General features: G+C 33.6%; 11 protein-coding genes. 3 read left to right on the forward strand and 8 right to left on the reverse strand.

Annotated elements, in window-relative coordinates:
- Positions 1–60 precede the first annotated feature (60 nt).
- The 5 genes from QYS49_RS15880 to QYS49_RS15900 form a co-directional block, all read right to left on the reverse strand.
- Positions 61–5,343 (reverse strand): PKD domain-containing protein, encoded by a 5,283-nt coding sequence (locus tag QYS49_RS15880; RefSeq protein ID WP_308348706.1) that lies wholly within the window; start codon positions 5,341–5,343, stop codon positions 61–63.
- An 11-nt stretch (positions 5,344–5,354) separates the two neighbouring features.
- A complete protein-coding gene (locus QYS49_RS15885; protein WP_308348707.1) occupies positions 5,355–5,792 on the reverse strand; it encodes a T9SS type B sorting domain-containing protein in 438 nt (145 codons plus the stop codon).
- A gap of 241 nt (positions 5,793–6,033) precedes the next feature.
- A complete protein-coding gene (bioA, locus tag QYS49_RS15890; protein WP_308348708.1) occupies positions 6,034–7,308 on the reverse strand; it encodes an adenosylmethionine--8-amino-7-oxononanoate transaminase in 1,275 nt (424 codons plus the stop codon).
- Positions 7,305–7,910: a dethiobiotin synthase gene (bioD, locus tag QYS49_RS15895; RefSeq protein WP_308348709.1), complete on the reverse strand. Its 606-nt coding sequence runs from the start codon at positions 7,908–7,910 to the stop codon at positions 7,305–7,307. Before bioD ends, bioA begins: the two co-directional genes overlap by 4 nt.
- Positions 7,907–9,019 carry an aminotransferase class I/II-fold pyridoxal phosphate-dependent enzyme gene (locus QYS49_RS15900; protein ID WP_308348710.1) on the reverse strand — a complete coding sequence of 371 codons (1,113 nt, stop codon included), beginning with the start codon at positions 9,017–9,019 and terminating at the stop codon, positions 7,907–7,909. The genes bioD and QYS49_RS15900 overlap by 4 nt, the downstream gene beginning before the upstream one ends.
- A gap of 86 nt (positions 9,020–9,105) precedes the next feature.
- Here QYS49_RS15900 and QYS49_RS15905 point away from each other — a divergent pair, with 86 nt between their 5' ends.
- Positions 9,106–9,687, forward strand: coding sequence for a porin family protein (locus QYS49_RS15905; protein WP_308348711.1), 582 nt, complete (start codon positions 9,106–9,108; stop codon positions 9,685–9,687).
- Between the two features lie 56 nt (positions 9,688–9,743).
- Here the strand turns inward: QYS49_RS15905 and QYS49_RS15910 are convergent, their stop codons facing one another.
- From QYS49_RS15910 to QYS49_RS15920, 3 genes are all read right to left on the reverse strand, one after another.
- Entirely contained in the window at positions 9,744–11,906 is a 2,163-nt protein-coding gene (locus QYS49_RS15910) for a hypothetical protein (RefSeq protein WP_308348712.1), read from the reverse strand.
- Positions 11,907–12,012: 106 nt separating this feature from the next.
- On the reverse strand, positions 12,013–14,112 hold the full coding sequence (locus tag QYS49_RS15915; RefSeq protein WP_308348713.1) for an OmpA family protein: 2,100 nt from the start codon (positions 14,110–14,112) through the stop codon (positions 12,013–12,015).
- An 8-nt stretch (positions 14,113–14,120) separates the two neighbouring features.
- Complete coding sequence (locus QYS49_RS15920) at positions 14,121–18,182, reverse strand: tetratricopeptide repeat protein (protein ID WP_308348714.1); 4,062 nt, start codon at positions 18,180–18,182, stop codon at positions 14,121–14,123.
- A 153-nt stretch (positions 18,183–18,335) separates the two neighbouring features.
- Between QYS49_RS15920 and QYS49_RS15925 the strand changes: the two genes are divergently transcribed.
- Both QYS49_RS15925 and QYS49_RS15930 read left to right on the forward strand, forming a co-directional pair.
- Complete coding sequence (locus tag QYS49_RS15925) at positions 18,336–19,979, forward strand: M1 family metallopeptidase (protein ID WP_308348715.1); 1,644 nt, start codon at positions 18,336–18,338, stop codon at positions 19,977–19,979.
- Between the two features lie 282 nt (positions 19,980–20,261).
- Positions 20,262–20,906 carry a hypothetical protein gene (locus QYS49_RS15930; RefSeq protein WP_308348716.1) on the forward strand — a complete coding sequence of 215 codons (645 nt, stop codon included), beginning with the start codon at positions 20,262–20,264 and terminating at the stop codon, positions 20,904–20,906.
- The last annotated feature ends 47 nt before the right edge of the window (positions 20,907–20,953 follow it).

Below are 20,953 nucleotides of genomic sequence, written 5' to 3' on the forward strand. Positions count from 1 at the left end.
GGAGCTTGAAGTGCGAAGTTTCGAACTACTTCTCACTTCCATCTCTCCACTTCTAACTCATTAATCTTCAGTATCTCGAATAATAGTCTTCAACTGATCTCCTGAAACTTCTTCCACAGTTTCCCATTCGCCATTTTCATTAAGACGCTGAATCACATATTTTTTCACACCTTCTTCCCAGCCTTTAAAAGCATTCCATTTCAATTCATATTTTCTGAACTGAACATCTTTTTTCAGTAATACAGTATTACTTTCATCACTTGTATCTGTATCAATAGCGCAATCATTTACCACTTTCACTTGATAATTATAAGTGTTGTTTTCTGTATCACTTTCTTTATCAATAAAGAATTGCTCATGGGGCTCCACACTATCAAAATATTTAAATTCACCCCCATTTTCACTTCTATAAATTTCAAAAGCCGTAATTCTACTTTTCCCTTCTTTAGGTATGCTCCATTCTGTAAATACTTCACCTGTTTCCAACACAGTTGTATTCTGAATATCTGCAACCTGATTAACATAAATATCATCAGACACTTCAAATTCTACATAATTACTTACAGATCGCAGTGAATTTTGCTCAAAAGCACCTACTCTATATTCATAAAAGCCAGGACATAAATCTTCCTTATCTTGGAAACTTAAAGCATAAGTTTCCAATACGGCAATCTCTTGCCATTGCGCCTCTCCTTTTGGCTTTCTGAAAACACGTTGATTATCAATAGAAAATCCTTTAGATAAATTCCAAGTGATTATTCTTTCTCTATTTTCCAGCTCAGCTTGCTTATTCAATAGTAATGTATTGTATATGGTCAATTGTTCTTTTGTAACCGTATCTTCACATAAAGGAATTGCCTGAAAGATATATTCATGCGACATATCTTGAGGACGACAATTATCATCATCATACATCAAACGTTGATTGGCCTGACCTTCTAAATCAATTCTTTGCAATAAATAAAATCCATTAGGGCTATCTCTGTAAACATTATAGTGAGATATATTATTATAATTAAATGGCTCTATATCAAATTGGACTCTATTATTCTCTACTAATATTTGATTCAAATTTGCTTCAGTATGAATAACCGTATCTCTGACTAGAATTTGATCATCATGAGTATATTTCACTGGACATCCATTGTCGTTTTTTACAGTTAAGGAAACATTGAACTCCCCTGTTCTTTCTATTAAAATAGTAGGACTTTCTTCAGTAGATGTTTGTCCACCGCCAAAATCCCATAAGTAAGAAGGATTAAGAAGATTAGAGCTTTTATTAGTCAATTTCACTTCTACAGGATAACATTCGCCTGAAATTTTCATTTCGAAATTCACTTCTGGTGTTGGTAAAACTTTAATGCCACTCATTTTGAAAATCTGTTCACATCCATCTTCATTTTGAGCAATCAATGTCACATTATAAACACCTGGTTCTTCATATAAATGCTTTGGACTTTTTTCATTAGAAGTATTACCATCACCAAAGATCCATTGCCATTGCACTGCACTTGTGGAAACATCCGTGAAATTAGCAGTATTAGGCAAACATACCGTTTTCGTTTCAATCTCAAATTTAGTTTCAGGGCCACTAACTTTTACTAATTGTTCCTGTCTTAAAGTATCTTGGCAACCCAGTTTATTAGTGATAACTAATGTAACATCAAATTCACCTACACTTTGATATAAATGGATTGGATTTGCTACTCTTGAAGTTTTTCCATCACCAAAATCCCAATGGTAGCTGATTGCTCCTTCAGACAAATCCGTGAATTCCACTTGAACAGGAACACATGAACTTTTAATAGTTTCCTTTAATTCAAAATCTGCCTTATATGGTGAAACCTCAATGAATTCTTTCATATTGACAGTATCTTGACAGCCAGACTCGTTTGCTGCTATTAAGCTAACATTGTATGTTCCTGCAGTTTGATATGCATGAATGGGGTTTCGTTCAGTACTACTATTTCCATCACCAAAATCCCAAATCCAGCTTACAGCATCATCACTAATTGCAGAAAAATTCACATCTGATCCTACACAAATTTGATTGGCATCTACTTGAAATTCAGCACTAAAAATAAAGTTTAACAATTGTTTACTACTTTGCTTACAAGCATTCTCGTTCTCTACTGTAAGCTTTACTTCAGATTCGGGTAATTCATAATAGGTGTGAGTTGGATTTTGTTCAGTAGAAGTATTTCCATCACCAAAGTCCCATAGCCAATTAGCAGCATTTATGCTCTCATCATGGAAGCTCACAGTCACTGGCAAGCAAGATTGATCATATTCATAGGTAAATTCACTGCTCAATTCATCAATATTTATAAAGTCAGGATAAGAAATAGAATCTCTACACTCTCCATTAATGGCTATTAAGCTTACAGAATAACTGCCCGCTTGAAATTTAACCTTTGGATTTTCTTCTGTACTAGTCTGACCATTTCCGAAGTCCCACAACCAGCTTGTTGCCCCTTCAGATTGGTTTTGAAAACTTACTTGAACTTCACCACATCCTTGAGTTTTATTAGCGGTAAATTCAGCCTTAGGATTTTTGATATGTACCAGGCTTGCTAACTCATAGCTGTTCTGACAACCTTCAAAATCAGTTGCAGTAAGCGTTATTTGATACTGCCCTGACTCAGGATAAACATAATCAGAATTAAAATTGGAAACAGTTTCACCATTTCCCATGTCCCATTCAAAACTTTCATATCCTTGAAGATTATGTGTTATTGATATGCCTTCACCCAAACATAAGGCTTTGGGATAAGTAAATTGGTTTTCATGATTTCCTATATAGATATTCTTAATTTTGGTGGCTTCACAACTAGATTGGCCACTAGCTGATAAACTAACAGAATACAATCCTTCATTTTCCAATAAATAGCTTCCATCGGCTGCTAATTCAACGCTGGAATTATTTATTTTCCATTTATAATCTTCAAAATCCGGATTGTCAGGACTTAAATAGACTTTAAATCCCTCACAAACTTTTTCAAGTTTATAATCAAACTCAATGATAGAACTTTGGATTGTAACGGTTATATAATCTTCTACCAAAAAGCTGCTATCCTTATTGAATTCAGCATAATAATCAATAGTAAATTCTCCTGCGCTAGTATATGTTTCTGTAAATTTATTTTCAGAATGCGAATCTTTATCTTCAAACCTCCATTCGAAAAATGAAGCATCTGGAGCAGGGTTTACGAGATCCAATGAAAAAGGTACATTACAACTGCTGAATGTAAATCTGCCAATTGGGCTATCACTATCCGTTTCTTCATTTTCTTCTTCAATTTCAGGATTTTCACAATCTGACCACGGGTTAGGAATCATTATGGCTTTAGACTTTGAACATTTCCCGTCACTTTGAATGCTTAAAGTCAGACTTACATCATCTAAAGTAATAAATGACAAACTCAATTCTGTATCGTTTCCTACTAGACTTTCATTATAGAACCATCTTACAGTTTGCCCTTCGGTGATCTCAGTTGATAAATCCACTTTAAAAAGCCCACATTCCTCACCAGCCGTCACTTCGTACTCAGCTTTTGGATCTAAATCAGGGATTTCAATGATGTTATATCTTTCAATAGTAGTTGCACAACCATTTCGGTTATTAGTAGTCAATGAAACTTCATAATTTCCAGATTCACTATAAGCATGCATAGGATTTTGTTCTGTGGAAGTATTACCATCTCCAAAATCCCATTCCCAATAATCATAGCCCATGCTTCCGCTAAATTGAACCTCCGTATAAGTACATGATTCAATTACCTCAGGTTCGGATAAATTAATAGAAGAATTTAATACTGTAATAGGACTATCAAATTCATATTCAACTTCACATCCTTTATTGTTGATATAACTTACTTTAGGATAATAAACTCCTGGAGTTTCGTATTCAAAATCAACCTCATGACCTTCTAAGCTCTTTCCATTACCATCATCCCAAATAATTTCATTAGCACCACCATTTAATAATTTTACTTCAGTTAAAAAAGGAGCGCATCCTTGCCATTTTTCAATTTTCAAGTTTGTCTCTTTCTTAAAAACCTGAATCTTATCCTTCAGTTTCTTTTCAATTATACATCCACTTTCATATTCCGTAATAGCTATTACTTCATAGTTTCCATGCTTTTCAAAAGTATACTCAAGTTCTTGACCAGTTATAATTTGCTTATTAATCTTCCATGAATAAGCTACTGCACCAGCAGTTTGGTTGGTGGCAGTAAAATTAAAGGGCGCACAAGCAGTAAATTCTTCGTATTCGATAGAAGGATCGGGAGCTTCAGAGACTTCAATCAATTTTTCCTCTAAGACATCAATTGTACAACCATTAGGAGCAGTATAGCTTAACAGAACATCATGCAGCCCAGGTTGATTAAAAACAATATTCACCTTTTTACCTTGATAAGAATTACCATTAACAGTCCATCTAAAACCTTCAGAATTGGAATGATTTGCTGAAAATTCAAGAGACTGCCCAAGGCAAACATTAGGATTAGCGACCACTATTTCAGGGCTTTCTATCTCTCCTACTTGAATAGCAGAATCCAATTCAACAGTTCCTGAGCAGCCATTCACATCTAAATACTCCACTCTGACATTGTAACTTCCAATGGTTGAATATATATGCTCAACAGAAATCCCTTCGGCACTTTCACCATCACCAAAATTCCAAATTGCTTCACTAATTTCTCCTATTAATTCGAATTTTAGATTAGTATCATCTTGCAAACATTGAATATAACTATTGACAGAGGCCGTAACTTCTTCAGCCGCTCTTACTTCAATGATATTTTCTTGTACCTTTAAATCCTGGCAATCACCTAAAGATTTTGCAGTAAGAGTTACAGTATATGTACCTGCTTCATCATATTCATGAACTGGATTTTCTTGTGAAGATTGATTACCATCTCCAAATGACCATTGATATTCATGGGCATTTTCAGATTCATTTTGAAAACTTACAGATTGACTAATACAAATAGTTTCACTTTCAACTGAAAAATTAGCGATAGGACTATCTGAAACCGAGATCATATCACTTACTGAAATGGTATCCTTTTCACCAGATTCCTTATTCAAAACAGCCAATACATCAAAAACACCAACTTCTTCAAAAATGATTGTTGGGGATTCAGCATTTGAAGTTTGCCCATCGCCAAAAACCCAATTCACAGATTGGAAATCATTATTTTCTAATTCAAAACTGACCACTAATGGAGCACATCCTTCTGTTTTATTGGCGTTTATTTGAGCTTGAGCAAAATAGAACAAGCCAAAATTGCCTAAAAGGAATAAAAATATTGTTTTTATGATGATAGAAATTTTCATGATGCTGATGATTATTTGATTAAAGTAACTTTACCGGAACGATTTACAGAAGTGCCTTCTTGACCTTCTGCATAAACTTGATAAACATAAGCGCCAGAAGGAGCGGAATCTCCTTGAATTTTACCATCCCACTTTTTTTCAATATCAGTAGAAGTGAAAATCACATCACCAAAACGGTTATAAATAATAAGTTTGTAATCCTCTACTCCTTTAGCAACAGCTCCAAATGAATCATTTAATCCATCTCCGTTTGGAGTAAATGCTGTTGGAAATTCAACAGAAAAAGGTTGAAACAAGGTAATAATATTAGAAGCGCTCATTATGGAATCATTTGAAGCACTTATTGCTAATATACGAAATTTGGCGGGTTTATTGTCCGGATCAACATTGGCAAAGCCAGCGTTAAGGCCTAAAATTGTTAGTGCGATGATGATGATGATGTTTTTCATGATGAATTCCGATTTATGATATATCAAAATTCGTCATATAAACACTCCTATAAATCAGAGGGATTCTTATTTAAAAAAATACGGGTTAAGCGTATTAAAATAGGGGAATGTACTAAAAGGGTTTACGTGAAACACTTAAAGTCATAAACAGGATTTATAGAGTACATTTGTGATTGAGCACGAGCTAGATATCCTTTAGAAAAACCGCAAGATTTTGAAAATATTGTGGATTAAGTTAGTACTACAAACTCTCCAACATCTCCTCAACTGCCTCATAAACCTTTTCTATTTCTTCCTTTTTTATAATATAAGGAGGTAAAATATAAATTACATTTCCCAAAGGGCGAAGCAGAATATCTCTTTCAAGAAAGAATGGATATAGTTTATGGCGCACTTCATTTACATAAGATGTATCTGCTTCAGTTTTTAATTCCAAAGCGAAAATAGTACCCAATACCCTACTATTTTGCACTTTAGGATGGGATGACAATTTATCATGAAAATCTTTCTGCCATTGGCTGATTTTCACAATTTGCGATTGTGTTTCTTCAGAGACTAATAACTCAAAACTGGCAATGGAAGCTGCACACGCTATTGGATTTGCAGTGAAGCTGTGACCATGAAAGAAAGTCTTCATGATGTCTGTGCTTTTGTAAGGCTCCATGATTTCATCTGTACAAGAAGTAACACCCAGTGCCATAGTACCGCCTGTTAGTCCTTTAGAAAGACAAAATATGTCAGGTTTGTTCTCTAAATAATCAGATGCAAAATGTTTCCCAGTCCTGCCAAAGCCTGTGAACACCTCATCAGCTATACAAATCACACCCTTATCCTGAGCGATATTGATGAGTTTATCTAAAAATTTAGCATCATACATTTTCATTCCAGCGGAGCCCAAAACTAAGGGTTCAAAAATGAAGGCAGCTACTTGTTCTGTGTCAACTAATTGATAGAATTTTTGAATGAGCTCATCCTCATTCCCATTTACTGGCATAGGTAAGAACTCCACATCAAAAAGGAAAGGTGAGAATGGAGCAGAAAAAGGTCCTCTATCCCCTACTGCCATAGCGCCAAAGGTGTCACCATGATAAGCCCCATCAAATGCAATTACTTTCCTACGTTTTTCATACCCTTTATTATACCAATATTGAAAAGCCATTTTTAAAGCTACCTCATTGGCAGTGCTTCCATTATCGGAATAAAAGATTTTAGATTGATTTTCAGGCAAAATGGAAAGTAACTTTTCAGCTAATTCAATAGCAGGTGCATGCGTGAATCCAGCAAAAATCACATGCTCCAAGTTTTGAGCTTGTTTTGCAACAGCTTCTGCAATTTTAGGGTGACTGTGCCCATGCAAGTTCACCCACCAACTGGATATCGCATCCATGATTTTACGACCATCAGAGGTATGCAAATACATTCCTTCTGCTTTTTCCACCATGATATGTTCAAACCCATTTACCAATTGTGTAAACGGATGCCAAATACTGTCACTGTCTCTTTCTAACCAGTTCATAAATTCTTTTTTAACTCTGCAGCATATTTCCGAACTACTGCATGATTAATTTCTTTTTCTTCCTTAATTCTCAACAAACAATTATAGCCGCTATGTTTCAAAATTATGTCTTCGCTAGAAGGATTTGAAGGGCCATTAAAAACAATTCCTTTTACTTCCACTCCTCTTCTTTTCAATTCATTAATTGTTAATAAGGTGTGATTAATGCTTCCTAAATAAAGATTAGCTACCAGAATAACTGGTATATTCCAATGTTTTGGAAAATCAATAACAAATTCCTTATTATTAATCGGAACCAAAACGCCTCCAGCACCTTCTATAATTAAATCGTTTTCAGTTTTAGGTATATCAAAATCAACTACTTCCAATTTGATGTTGTCAATTTCAGCAGCATAATGAGGAGAAGCTGGGGTATTGAGTACATATTTTTCAGGTATGAGTTCTGACTTCAAGTTGCTTAGCAAACCTCCAACATAATCCGTATCTCGAGGATAACCAGCTTGAATTGGTTTCCAATAATCTGCTTCCAGGGCTTCACATATTATAGCACTAAAAAGTGATTTCCCACTGTCTGTGCCGATTGCTGTAATAAAATAGTTCATTGAAAATACTGATTGATATGATGACACAAATTTGTTATTTCTTCTTCAGAATTGAAAGCATGCAGGCAGATCCTTACTCTTTCTTTTCCTTTGGGAACTGTTGGACTAAGGATCGGACGAACATCAAAACCTTTATCATTCAAATACTTAGAAAAATTTGAGGCCTCTGCAGCACCACCCAATATGATTCCCTGAACTGGATGTTCACTATCTAGTTTATTGATCGCATTCTTTAAAAGACTGTTGAATAGCGTTATTTTTGATTGTAAATCACCCCAAAGCTCAGGATGCTTTTCCCTATAATTTAAAGCGTTTTTTATGACTTGAACACTTTGATGTGGCAGTGCAGTGGTATAAATAAATTGCCGGCTATAATTTATTAAATAGTCTTTTAGAATATTACTTCCCGCTACAGCAGCCCCATGAACCCCTACTGCTTTTCCAAAAGTATAAATTCTTGCAAAAATTTGATCTTGTAGCTCCAAATCACAACAAAGCCCATAACCCGATTGGCCATATAAACCTGTACTATGCGCTTCGTCTACTATTATATTGGCATTATACTGAACCGATAATTCAACAATTTCTTTTAAAGGTGCTTGATCACCATCCATTGAATAAACCGACTCTACTACAACAAAAATATTTCCTTCTTCAATTTTCTTAAGCTTCTTCTCTAAATCTTGAAGATCATTGTGCTTAAAATTAAAATAATTAGCTCTGCTTAAGCGAACTCCTTCTTTGATGCAAATATGAGAAAGCTCATCAAGTAAAATTGTATCTCCTTTTTGTGGTACAGAGGATAGAACACCTAAATTGGCCATGTAGCCAGAATTGAATAACAAAGCAGATTCAGATTTAAAGTATTCAGATAGAAAGTTTTCCACTGCTTCATGATATGCTTTATTTCCACTTAATAAGCGTGAACCGGTGGCACCATTATCAATAAATTCATTGTGATCATGATGAATTTCTTCAACTTTAGAAAGCCCTAAATAATCATTTGAACTGAAATCAATTAAATTATTAACATTCTGCTTTAAGCTTCTATAACCACCATTAATTTTTCGATTTTCGAGTTGACCTAATAATTGCTTTTCAAGTTTCATCTTATTTTTCATAGGAATAATCGGCAAAAATATAACATTTATCGTCATATTCGTTATAACACAGTCAAACACTAAAATTAATCAAGATGAAAAAGCTTTTTACATTAACCGCACTATTATTTTTTATTGGAATAAGTGCCAAAGCACAAATATTCACTATTGGACCTAAAATAGGTGTAAGTAGCACTACTTTGAGCATTAAAGAAAATGCTGATAACTATGAATCTGGTGATGCTCGCTTGAGCTATCATGCAGGTATTTTTACTAGAGTTAAAATTGCCGGTTTCTATATTCAGCCTGAGTTATATTTTAATGCTGTGAGAGGTCAATATATTGATCCCAACAGACCTGTAAGTGAGCCAGTTGAATTTAATCAAAATAAAATTGACATGCCTGTTTTATTTGGTTGGAAATTAGGACCAGTAAGAATAAATGCCGGACCTGTAGCAAGTTTCAACTTGAAAAACTTAGAAGATTTTGAGGATGCAGATGTTGAAGATTACAAAACTGCAGTTTTTGCTTATCAGGCAGGTATAGGAGTAGATATTTCAAAATTAATAATTGACTTAAAATACGAAGGAAACTTATCTAATCAAGCTGTATTAGGACAGGATGCGGATGTTAAGGTAAATCAACTTATGTTGAGCGTTGGTTACAAATTACTATAATTAAAAAGAGGCTGTTCTTCGAAAGAACAGCCTCTTTTATTTCACTACAAAAAACATTATATCCCGCCTTCTATTAAAGGAATATCTGAATACCGTAATTCCAATTGATCAGTAAATACCAAATGTCCTTTCTCCCCCTTGGCATTGAACAAGTGAAGGCTTTCATCACTTACTTGATAGTAATGTTTAATATCAATTTCTTCTTCAAAACTAAATGTTTTCTTCTTTAGAGCATTAAATTCATTATCCATTATAGTAACATATATGTTTTTCTTATCCTCCGAAGAAGAGGTGACAATTAAACCAGCCTCAGTTTGAAAAACACCATTGTATTTTCCATTAATGCTAACTTCCTTTATAAAATAATCAGAACTATCCGGATGGAATCGAATTGCTGTTAAATTAGTAGGCCAAACTGCATCGCCCAATCCATCACCTTGATAAAATGCTAATTGAAAATTGCTGTTTCTCAAGGAAGTCAATTCAATTGGCTTTTCTTGGGTGTTTATTTCAATTTCATTTTTAATTTCACCATTTTCATCTGAAACTAAAATTCGATTTACAAAATCTAATGAATCCACATGGCTTTCATATACCAAGAAGTTCAAATCTCCTCCACCAACTACATTAATATCCGGTACTTTTTGCCAAACTTTGCTATTAGAATAAACAGATGGAACTGCATTATACCATTTTACACTATTCCCAACTTTTGCTCCATAAAAGGCTTGCGAAACACTATCTTTATCAAAATAAAAACCTCCAAAATATTCTAAATCATTTACATTCTTTTTGGAGTGATTAATAAATGCTACGTTTTTAGTTAGTGGATCATATTCATATTCTGGCATTTGCCATTCAAATTCAACACCTCTATAAGTCGGAACCTCCTGTAAAAATGGCTCTTCAAGATGATCTAATATTTGCAATCTTAATTTTTCAGCTGATTCACTTCTAATTTTCAATAAATCTTCTTCCTCAGTTTTAAAATAGGATTTAATTCCATCTATTCCCCCATAATACTTTTGATAGAAATCTTTATTCTTATTCAAATTACTATTAGGGATTTCAGAATTATATTTCTTCAAATCATTTTCAAGGCTCACCGTTTGTTGAAAAACCCTGTTTATGGTATATAATTTAACTTGAAAGGATATATCCTCAGCAGTATCATAAACTGAAAGGCTTTTCTGTTCACTTATCAAATCGAGTTTATCATCTTTATATTGAAATACATTGGCAACAGGTGAATTCAAATCATACTTTCTGATTTTATAAATTGATTTCTTTTCAATAGGATCCAGGTTTATAGAATCATTAGGCTCCCAGTTTTCCATTTTTGCAAAGCTATCATCTAGCTTTTTTTCAATGGTCACAATATCTTTTCTTAAAAGGTTAATCTCCGTGTCAATCACCTTTTTAACCTGATCTACCCAAGCACCATAATCCCAAAGTCCAATGTTATCTACCAAAAAATCTGTTTGGATTACTAAACCGTCTAATCGGTATGTTTTAATTTTATTGATTGAAATTTCCTGTTCCAAATCAAATGGAGGATACTCTTTTGCAGCTTCCTGATATTTCTTGAAATAATAAAGAGTAGAATCATAACTGTTTTTAACCAAATTAAATCGGCTTTCTAATTTATCATCGTATAATAAATACACATCTTTTAAAGAATTATAATCACCATTTATCCGTACAAAATTCTTAGTAGCCAAATCATATTGTTCTACCATTTTCATAAAATTAGTATGGATAGGAGGCATATGAGTTAAAAATGAATCAGCCTCTTTCAAGCCATCATAGAAAACCACTTTAACACTATCAAATTCAACTACTGGCTTGCCATTTCTTTTAAATTCATTTGTGAAGTTTGGATAATACCATGCATTTCTTCTGGTTTCTCTATCATCAATTAAATCACGAGAACGTCCGAAAAGCAATTCCGCTCTTTCAGCATTTGCAATAGCAGCTTCATAATCTGAAATGGGATGTGCATTTTTATATCGGTCTTCAAAAATTAAGGCTAATTGTATGTTTGTAGCAGGATGATCATTATTATACTTAAAGAAATCATATAATAATGGAAATACTAAATCAACACTATCCCCAAGGAAATAGGGGTTAATATCATCTTCATAATCTAATTCCAATTGAGCATAAGTTGCAAAGGGCAAGACGAAGGAAAGCGATAATATGATTAATAATTTCTTCATTTTATTTATATGGAATCTAATAACTAATTTCACAAAAATCTATTATTGGGTACTGAATAACAAATAGATATAAATTTCTCTCGTATAACTGCCTAATTGGCTCTATTTAATCGTTTTGAGCCAATTGAATATCTAAAATCTTTAATTCTACTCTACGGTTTTTTGCTCTATTTTCTTCAGAGTCATTAGGAACAACAGGATTTGATTCTCCATATCCCTTCGATATCAATCTATCTTCAGTAATGTTATTTCCAGTAATATAATTAATTACGCTATTTGCTCTTTCTTTTGATAAGCGAGTATTATAAGCTGCTGAGCCAATATCATCTGTATGAGCTGCTATTTCAATTTTCATACTTGGATAGGATTTCATCAATTTAATTACCCTATCTAATTCCTCGAAACTACTTTCGAAAAGTGAAGAAGAATTAGACTCAAAGTAAATATCTTTTAATGTTAGATTTGCATCTTTTGACAAAGGTTGGAGCTTCAATTCTACTCCTTTGCTGTCTTCCTCAATTTCTCCTGTTTCTTCATTAACCGTTTGTAATTTACCCTCACTCGATATTCCAATTTCAGTAGAGTTAAAGGCATAGCCTCTATCACTTGAAGCCTCTACCATGTAGCGGTCTCCTACCCTTAAATTGATGGTTTGATTTCCAGAAATTACAATTTCCTCATTTCGTGTTTTGTTTCTAATAATTAGTTGTGAAGATGAAACAGAACCATCGCTTAATAAATCTTTAACATTTATAGGAACCCCTATTTTTTCCGGCACAAGTTCTATATCTTCCTCATAAACTCTGTAAAGTATCAATCCGGTTAGGTCAATAGAAAAGCTTTTAGGTTTGAAATTTTTACTTTCTACATCTATTGTGTAAGCATTTCCTATAGGAAGATCTACTCTTGTTTTCCAATTTACTCCATCTGATTCTACCACATCAATGGTTCGTCCAATATCATTCTTTACGGTAATGGTAGCTTTTAAAGGATCGTATAATTCAATATCATATATGTTTACGTTTAAATGAGCTGTTGTAAATAAATCAATGTTTTGCTCATATTCCTGATAACTTTCAATATCTCTTAAATCATAATAGTATAATGCACTACTATAATCTTCCTTTCTAACCTCAAGATTATAAGCTCTACCCGCTGATAAGACGATTGAATAATAACCATCAGAAGGATTATTATCGAAACTCGTAATCATTTCAGATGTATTGGCATCTGTTATTCTCATTTTGGCGGACAAACCTTCTTTACTATCAGCATCTCGAATAACTCCCTGAATGGTAACATTCTGGAACTGCCTGAATTCTTCCGGAATTTCCACGCTATAAATATCATTCTTCTTAGAAAAATACATAAGGTCACCAGAAGCAGAAATACAGGAAAATAAATCATTATCCGTAGTATTTACATACTTTAGCGGAACAGGAGTTTCCCAATCACCATCAGCATTTAATCGAGTTTGGTATAAATCAAATCCTCCCATACCACCTTCTCTAAGAGAGGCAAAAATTAAGGTACGGTTATCTGCCATTATTTTGGGAGCTTTTTCACATCCTAAATTTACTGGATAAGGCAAAACAGTAGGTTCTGTCCAACCTGAATCTGTTTTTTGAGTAGCATAAATTTCATAACAAAATTCAGAAACTCCTTCAGGTGAGTTTTTACTGTTTCTGGCAAAATAAAGTGTTTTTCCATCAGTAGTAATGGTTGGGAAACCATCAAAACTTCTACTATTCACATCAGGGCCTAAATTTTGAGGTTTAGTCCAGGTATCGCCTACCCTTTCAGAATAAAAAATATCTTCAGACCCATAGCCGCCATCAAAAGAGGCATGAAAGTAAATCCTGTTTCCATCGTAGCTAAAATTAGGCCCCGAGATAACATCTATTGAGTCTCCATAATTATTGATGCTATCTAATGAAATTTCATCACCCCAACTACCATTTTCATCTCTAGTCAAATATAGTTTCCATGATCCATCTTTATTAGACTCATATATTAATGTACGGCCATTGGCACTAATACTGGGCGCATATTCGGTATGTTCTTCAGTACTTATTTCATTCACAATACTTTTCGGATATAATGAATCTAGAACTTGTTCTAATGAATCTTTTTGGCTTTGTGCATATGATGAGTAAGCAAAAAAACATACTACTATTGAAAGAAAAACCTTTGTAATTTTTTTCATTTGCATCATTATTCTCCTATTATAGTAAAAGCAGCCCAGTAATAAGGCTGAGGAAATTCTTCTTTAATTTTCATTTGTGCTTTTCGGAAAGAAGTAAATTTATCGTCCCCTTCTGTCCAATGTTTATAAAATTCGGTCATTAAAAGTTGTGTTGTATAATCATTAACAGTCCATAAACTCATAATAAGATTTTTAGCTCCAGCTACTAAGAAAGCTCTTTGTAAACCATAAACCCCTTCACCATTTTTCACATCACCCAAACCCGTTTCACATGCAGAAAGCACGACTAATTCTGTACCCTCCAAATTTAAATTCATAGTTTCATAGGCAGTCAATAACCCATCTTCAAAACTGTCTTCATATGGCAACCCTCCTGCTAATCCTATGGACGCACCTGAAAGCAAGATCCCAGAACGTAATAATGGATTTTCTTCTTTTCCTTGGTTTTCAGCTCCTGAAATCTTCTTATCTGAATCATAGGTTTTGAAAAAACCATGTGTAGCTATATGAAGAATGTTAGGTGCACTAAGGCTATCAATTAAAATTTCATTCGCCTCTTTTTCAATATATTTCGTTACTCTCCAGTTATTTGCTTTAGTCATAGAATCTATAGCATTTATTTCTAATTTAGTTCCTGGTAAGGGTGGAATACCTCCATTAAAATCTCGCATTAAACCTGTGCTTTGAGATGTCAATTTCATTTCATCAGATGGCCTACCCAAAGAAAAATCTGGAGAACCAATCAGAACCAATGATGGGTATTCAGTGATTGAAAGAGAATCACTTTCTGCTATAAATGTAGAATCTGTAGCTAAGGATGTTGAATCATTAGACAATACTTTCATATCCGTTTTTATCAAATCTCGAGCGCTAGTAATAATCCTGATATTCTCTTTCTCTAAAAGATATTGTCCTAAATTTTCACTGTATAAAGTATTGATATTTATTTTATTGTAGATCCCATCTGGACTGATGTATAATTTATCTAAACCTTCAGGAATATCCTTATCTACCCATTCCCATAATTTTTCATAAGATATTTTATCCATCAATTTAAATTTGATAAGGTTTTGATAAGCATTAAAATATTTTTGCTCAATTCTTCTACCTTCTTGCAAAACAGCAATTTGAGGTTCATCCATTGTATCTGTTAAAATTAAGCCTGCATAGATAATAGAATCATTTTTCAAACTTTTCTTAACCCTAACCAACTCCACTACACCAGTATTAGGACCTAAACTTTGCTTTAATTTTTGCCAGTTGATGCTATCAGACCCAAAGCCAGCATTAAAAAGATTAGACTTAACACTCAATTCCTTCTCCATTGAATTGATTGAATTTTCGATTTCATCTAAATTGATATCTTGCTCAGTTAACTCCTCTTTGGTGTAAGAATAATATTGGATAGCTTTTTCTTTCTTATCTTGCCAAGAGGTAAATAGTGCAATTAATTCTTGATCTCCGCTATTCAGAATTTTATTCCTCATTTTTGCAGATGCATTTAAGAGCATGGCCTTAGTGGTCAGCTGTAAATTAAATAGGTCTTCCTTAAGCTTTGGAATAGTTTGGAAATTTTCAATCGCAAAATCTTTATAGGCCTCAAAAACAGGATTTACTTTATGATAAAAAGCTGATTTTTCACTTTCACTCATCGAAGGAAAATACTCTTTAAACAAGAATAAATAACTATCAACTGACTCGCTGAATAAGGTATAAGCAGAGTCAATATCATTTTGAACTTGCTTTAAGATACCCCATCCATATAGTGTAAAAATATAATTAGGATGATTCACTCCCAATACTTCTTTTCTTAGTTTGGAGACCTTAGAAAATAAGGAATCAGCCTTTTCAAATGCTTCTTGCTTTTGGTAAAGGACAGCTAAATTATACTGAGTACTTGCAAATACTGGATTATTAGAACCATATACCTTTTCATCAATCACTAATGATTTTTCATAATACTCTTCTGCTTTTTCAAAATCTTCATTCGCAAGATATAAGGAAGCTAGATTGTGTAAAGTTGTAGCATATTTTGGATGGTTAACTCCATAAATAATAGAATCCATCTCCAAGGCTTCGTTTAAAAGTGGTAATGCCTTTTCAGTATTCCCCTCACTTTGGTAAATGGAAGATAGGTTTTCAATAGAAGTTACATAGGAAGGATGAAGCTTTCCGAGTTTCTCAATGTAAATATCAATAGCACTTAATAAATTATTTTTTGCTTCTTTTAAATTTCCAGTATTTTGATAATAAAGCCCAATACCTGATAAAGCATCAGCATAAGCAGCACTTTGATTGCCGTAAATTGTTTTCGATAGATTCAGCGTTTTTCTAAAATATTGTTCAGCAATAGGATATTCTGCTTCTCCCATTTTGACTAAGGCTAGTTTAGAATACACATTTAAAAGTGCTGGGTGATTCTCGCCTAGGCTATTGACATAAGTTTTTTCCGCTAATCTGTAAAGCGAATCAGCTTGACGGAAACGAGACCGGCTTTGAGCTACAGTTCCAAGATTTTCATATACCTTGGCATTATTTTCATGATTGCTTTCAAATATAGTTCGAAAAATATATCCAGCATCTTTAAAATAAGACTCCGCTAAATCATACTCACTATTCTCTAAACTTAATGAACCCAAATTATTGAGAGTATTAGCATATTCAACCGTTTCTTTTCCTAAGGTTTTTTCAATTAATTGAAGATTTTTAGTGAAATAATTAGTCGCTTTATCAATGTTAGTTCGGTTTTGCTCCAGAACTCCGAGACTATTACGAGTCGGAATTTCAATTTCAGTTTTGAATTTATTGTCGCCTTCAAATTGTTGCAATGATTTATTCAAATACAATTCAGCAGAATCAAAATCGGCTAAGTCTAAGTAAATATCACCAGTATTTTTATAGGCAAGTGCTTTTTCTTCACTTTCACCCTCTATGTTGCTTAATATATTTTCATCAACAGATAATAAGAGCTGAAGAGCTGAATCCAGCTTACCCATTTGTTTAAAAACCAATGCTTTCTGCGCCAGAATTTTTACAGACTGCAAACTATCTGCTTTATTTTCAATCGATAAGGAATCATTAGCTATACTATAAAGTGCTAATGCGGTGGTATAATCTCCCTTATTAAAAGCAACTGCTGCGCTATTCAACTGACTTTGCAAATCGTCTCCACCTAAAGCAAGCAATGATTCCCCTTTATTACTTTGACCCGTTTTTTGATAAAGTACTCCTAAGTTATTTTTTGTACTGGCATATAAATTCCGATCAGTATCATCATCATTTTCCAATTGCGTTTTCAATATTTCATAAAAAGAAATTGCTTTATCATTTTGACTGCTTTCTTGATAAATTAAAGCTCTTTGATAAGCTGAAATTTTCCATAATTCACTGCTTTGAAGATTATTGTCTTGAGTAATACCAATTACTCTATCATAAAATTCTGCAGCCTGATCTAAATCACCCTTTTCTTGTAACAAGCTAGCAACATAATATAGTGTATTCAAATATTGAGAACCTGCTTGTGATATATATTGATTAAGTATTGGCAAAACCTGTTGAAAATATTGTAGCGCATCATCTTCTTGATTTTGATAGCGTAAAGAAGCATAGTCAAAAACTGCTATAGCATGATTTAAAGAATTTTTATCTTCTTTATTTAAGACCTCCATATAGTCTTTTGAGAAAGTCATAGCCTCCTCCATATTTCCTAATTGGAAATTAAGTTGGGATATAAAATTCAATAACTGAATGTAAAACTGTGTTTGTTGATCAAAAGTGACCTCCTTCATCAACTCCAGCTCTTCTGAGGCAAGTTTTAAACCTTCTTCAAAATCTTGAGTTTTAAATGATAATTTCACTCCTGCATGAAGAGAATAAATATAAGCTTCGTGTTTTTTTCCATAAGTTTCTTCTGCTTGAGATAGCGCTTTTTCTAATAAGGATTCAGCTAATTCCAACTGATCATTATTTGTAGCCTTTTGCAAAGCAGTGAATGTCTCATCCCATGAGTTTTGAGCATTTAAAGGCAGAGCAAAACTTACAGATAGAATAATAAAAATTAAAAATTTCATTTTAATGATATTCATACCTATGCAAGATGGAGAATATGTAGGGATTTTGAAAAAAATTCATCGAAATACCTAATTTTAGGTATCTCAATTATTGAATGTAATTGACATAAATCTTACTTATATTTAAAGATCGTCTAAAATTTCAATCTTATTATGCAAAATTTCAAATTCAGTTTCCTATTCGTATTATTTTCCCTTTTTATCACATCTATCTTATTTGCTCAAAAAGATTTTAACAGAGCCGACAGCTTGAAAGGAGGACTAACTGAAGAAAGAACTTGGTGGGATTTAAAATATTATCACCTGCAAACAAAAGTGAATCCAGAGGAGCAATATATTTCAGGAAGTAATACGATTCAATACGAAGTTTTAGAATCTTACCATGTCATGCAAATCGATTTGCAAAAACCAATGACAATAGACAGCATTGTTCAAAATGGAGAACAACTTGAATTCAAAACAGAATTTAATGCTCATTTTATTCAATTGAAAGGAGACCAAAAAGTTGGAGACATTAATGAATTGACTATCTACTATTCTGGTAATCCTCGAGTGGCAAAAAATGCTCCTTGGGATGGTGGTTTTACTTGGAAAAAAGATGAAAATGGACAACACTTTATTGCCACAGCCAATCAGGGGATTGGTGCCAGTGTTTGGTGGCCATGCAAAGAACTTCCTGCTGATGAACCGGACAGTATGCTGATCAGTGTAAATGTACCAAAACCATTAGTGGATGTATCCAATGGGAGATTAAGAGAAGTTGAAGAGCACGAAAACAGTCGGACATATCATTGGTTTGTGAGCAATCCTATCAATAACTATGGAGTAAATTTAAATATTGGTGATTATGTGAATTTCAAAGAAAAATATGAAGGTGAGAAAGGCCCATTAGATTGCAGCTACTGGGTGTTAAGTTATAATCTGGAAAAAGCTAAAAAGCAATTTCAGGAAGTACCTAGAATGCTAGAAGCTTTTGAATATTGGTTTGGCCCCTACCCTTTTTATGAGGACAGCTATAAATTGGTAGAAGCTCCTTATTTAGGGATGGAACATCAAAGTTCTGTTACTTACGGAAATGAATTTAAAAACGGCTATAGAGGCCAAGATTTGAGTCAGACAGGTTGGGGATTGAAATTTGATTTCATCATTATTCATGAATCAGGTCACGAATGGTTTGCCAATAATATCACCTATAAAGATGTAGCTGATATGTGGATTCATGAATCTTTTACACATTACTCAGAAAATCTGTTTTTAGATTATCATTATGATTCACTTGCTGCCAATGCTTATGTGCAAGGTGTCCGCTCTTCTATTCAGAATGACAGACCAATAATCGGTGAATATGGGGTTTCGCATGAAGGTTCAGGTGACATGTATTATAAAGGCGGAAATATGCTTCATCTCATCAGACAATTATTCGATAATGATGAGAAATGGAGAAAAACATTAAGGGGATTGAATAAAGAATTCTATCATCAGACCGTGACCACTGAACAAATAGAAAATTATATTTCAGAAGCTTATGGAAAACCTTTAGATAAAGTATTTGACCAATATCTTCGAACTACCCAAATTCCTACTTTCACTTATAGGGTTTTGGGCAATCAACTGCTTTACAAATGGGAAAATACAGTTGAAAGATTTAATATGCCCATAAGAATATTTATAAACGGAGAGCCTGAATGGCTAGAACCTAATTCCAAATCATTTAAAGCTTTGGAGAACTTGCCTGAAAATGCGGAAATTTTGGTAGATCCTAATTTTTATGTGGGGGATTTTAATTTAACAGAGTAGCCCCCTAGCCCTCAAAGGGGGGATTTGGGCGGCACCACTTTGAAATAGCGAGTTACAAGTTGGGCGACTCGTGCACTTAGGTCAGTACCGAAGGTCCGACCGGAATCTGCAAAGAGTGAATAGTTAGAAGTAGGAAGATGGGAGTGGGAAGTTGGAAAAAAAGAACCACATTAAAGGAGATGAAGGAAAAAGAATCTAATGGAATCATACTTGAAATTTGATAATCATGAACAATACGTATAATTTTAACTTTATAAAGATTCTAAAGCCAAACCTACAAAGATGAAGAGCCTTATTTTACCAATTTTAGTTTTAATTAATCTAAACCTGCTAGCACAAAAACAGGAGATTGACCAGCCCTACCAAAAAGGAATGGGCGAAAATGGTGTCAGAGTTGGAGAATGGAAATATTTTGGTATTAATGAAGAATTGGAATTGACTTATAATTACGATTCCTATACTGTATCTTATTTAAAACTAGACACTTCATTATATCTGATTTATGATAATGATGATTGGAAAGCTGTAAAGCCTGATCGTCAGCTAAGATACATAGGAAGTTATAATCATCTTTATAATTTTTTCGCCAAAGAATTGTCAAGCACATACTCTTCAAAAGCAAGTAAAAAGAAAATAAGTACCATACTTTTACTAGAATTAGAATTTAGTGAAGAAGGTCAGCTTGTTGAGAAAAAAATCATTGGTGAGGATAAAGAATATTTTGAAGAAGCTATTCTGACTATTGCAGAATCAATTCCCGAATATTGGATTCCTGCTATTTATAATGGTATTCCTGTTAAATCTAAAATAAGTTTTCCTATAATTTACACAAGAGAATCCAAGGAAGACAAACAACCAAAAATAGAAGATCTTAATTATGTTGGTAAGGTCATGTCCCCCATAAAAGTCGTTGGTTACGGATTTTAAAGGCAGAGCCAAAATTGTAATTTGACCCTACCAAAATCATTCTAAGA

It is taken from the genome of Marivirga salinae, from assembly GCF_030503855.1.
Taxonomy (GTDB): Bacteria; Bacteroidota; Bacteroidia; order Cytophagales; family Cyclobacteriaceae; genus Marivirga; species Marivirga salinarum.

What these genes read in the sequence shown, in the direction of transcription:
- QYS49_RS15900 (WP_308348710.1), bottom strand. Translation starts at nt 9,019, where the DNA reads ATGAAACTTGAAAAGCAATTATTAGGTCAACTCGAAAATCGAAAAATT.
- QYS49_RS15905 (WP_308348711.1), top strand. Translation starts at nt 9,106, where the DNA reads ATGAAAAAGCTTTTTACATTAACCGCACTATTATTTTTTATTGGAATA.
- bioA (WP_308348708.1), bottom strand. Translation starts at nt 7,308, where the DNA reads ATGAACTGGTTAGAAAGAGACAGTGACAGTATTTGGCATCCGTTTACA.
- QYS49_RS15930 (WP_308348716.1), top strand. Translation starts at nt 20,262, where the DNA reads ATGAAGAGCCTTATTTTACCAATTTTAGTTTTAATTAATCTAAACCTG.
- QYS49_RS15925 (WP_308348715.1), top strand. Translation starts at nt 18,336, where the DNA reads ATGCAAAATTTCAAATTCAGTTTCCTATTCGTATTATTTTCCCTTTTT.
- QYS49_RS15885 (WP_308348707.1), bottom strand. Translation starts at nt 5,792, where the DNA reads ATGAAAAACATCATCATCATCATCGCACTAACAATTTTAGGCCTTAAC.
- QYS49_RS15910 (WP_308348712.1), bottom strand. Translation starts at nt 11,906, where the DNA reads ATGAAGAAATTATTAATCATATTATCGCTTTCCTTCGTCTTGCCCTTT.
- QYS49_RS15920 (WP_308348714.1), bottom strand. Translation starts at nt 18,182, where the DNA reads ATGAAATTTTTAATTTTTATTATTCTATCTGTAAGTTTTGCTCTGCCT.
- QYS49_RS15880 (WP_308348706.1), bottom strand. Translation starts at nt 5,343, where the DNA reads ATGAAAATTTCTATCATCATAAAAACAATATTTTTATTCCTTTTAGGC.
- bioD (WP_308348709.1), bottom strand. Translation starts at nt 7,910, where the DNA reads ATGAACTATTTTATTACAGCAATCGGCACAGACAGTGGGAAATCACTT.
- QYS49_RS15915 (WP_308348713.1), bottom strand. Translation starts at nt 14,112, where the DNA reads ATGAAAAAAATTACAAAGGTTTTTCTTTCAATAGTAGTATGTTTTTTT.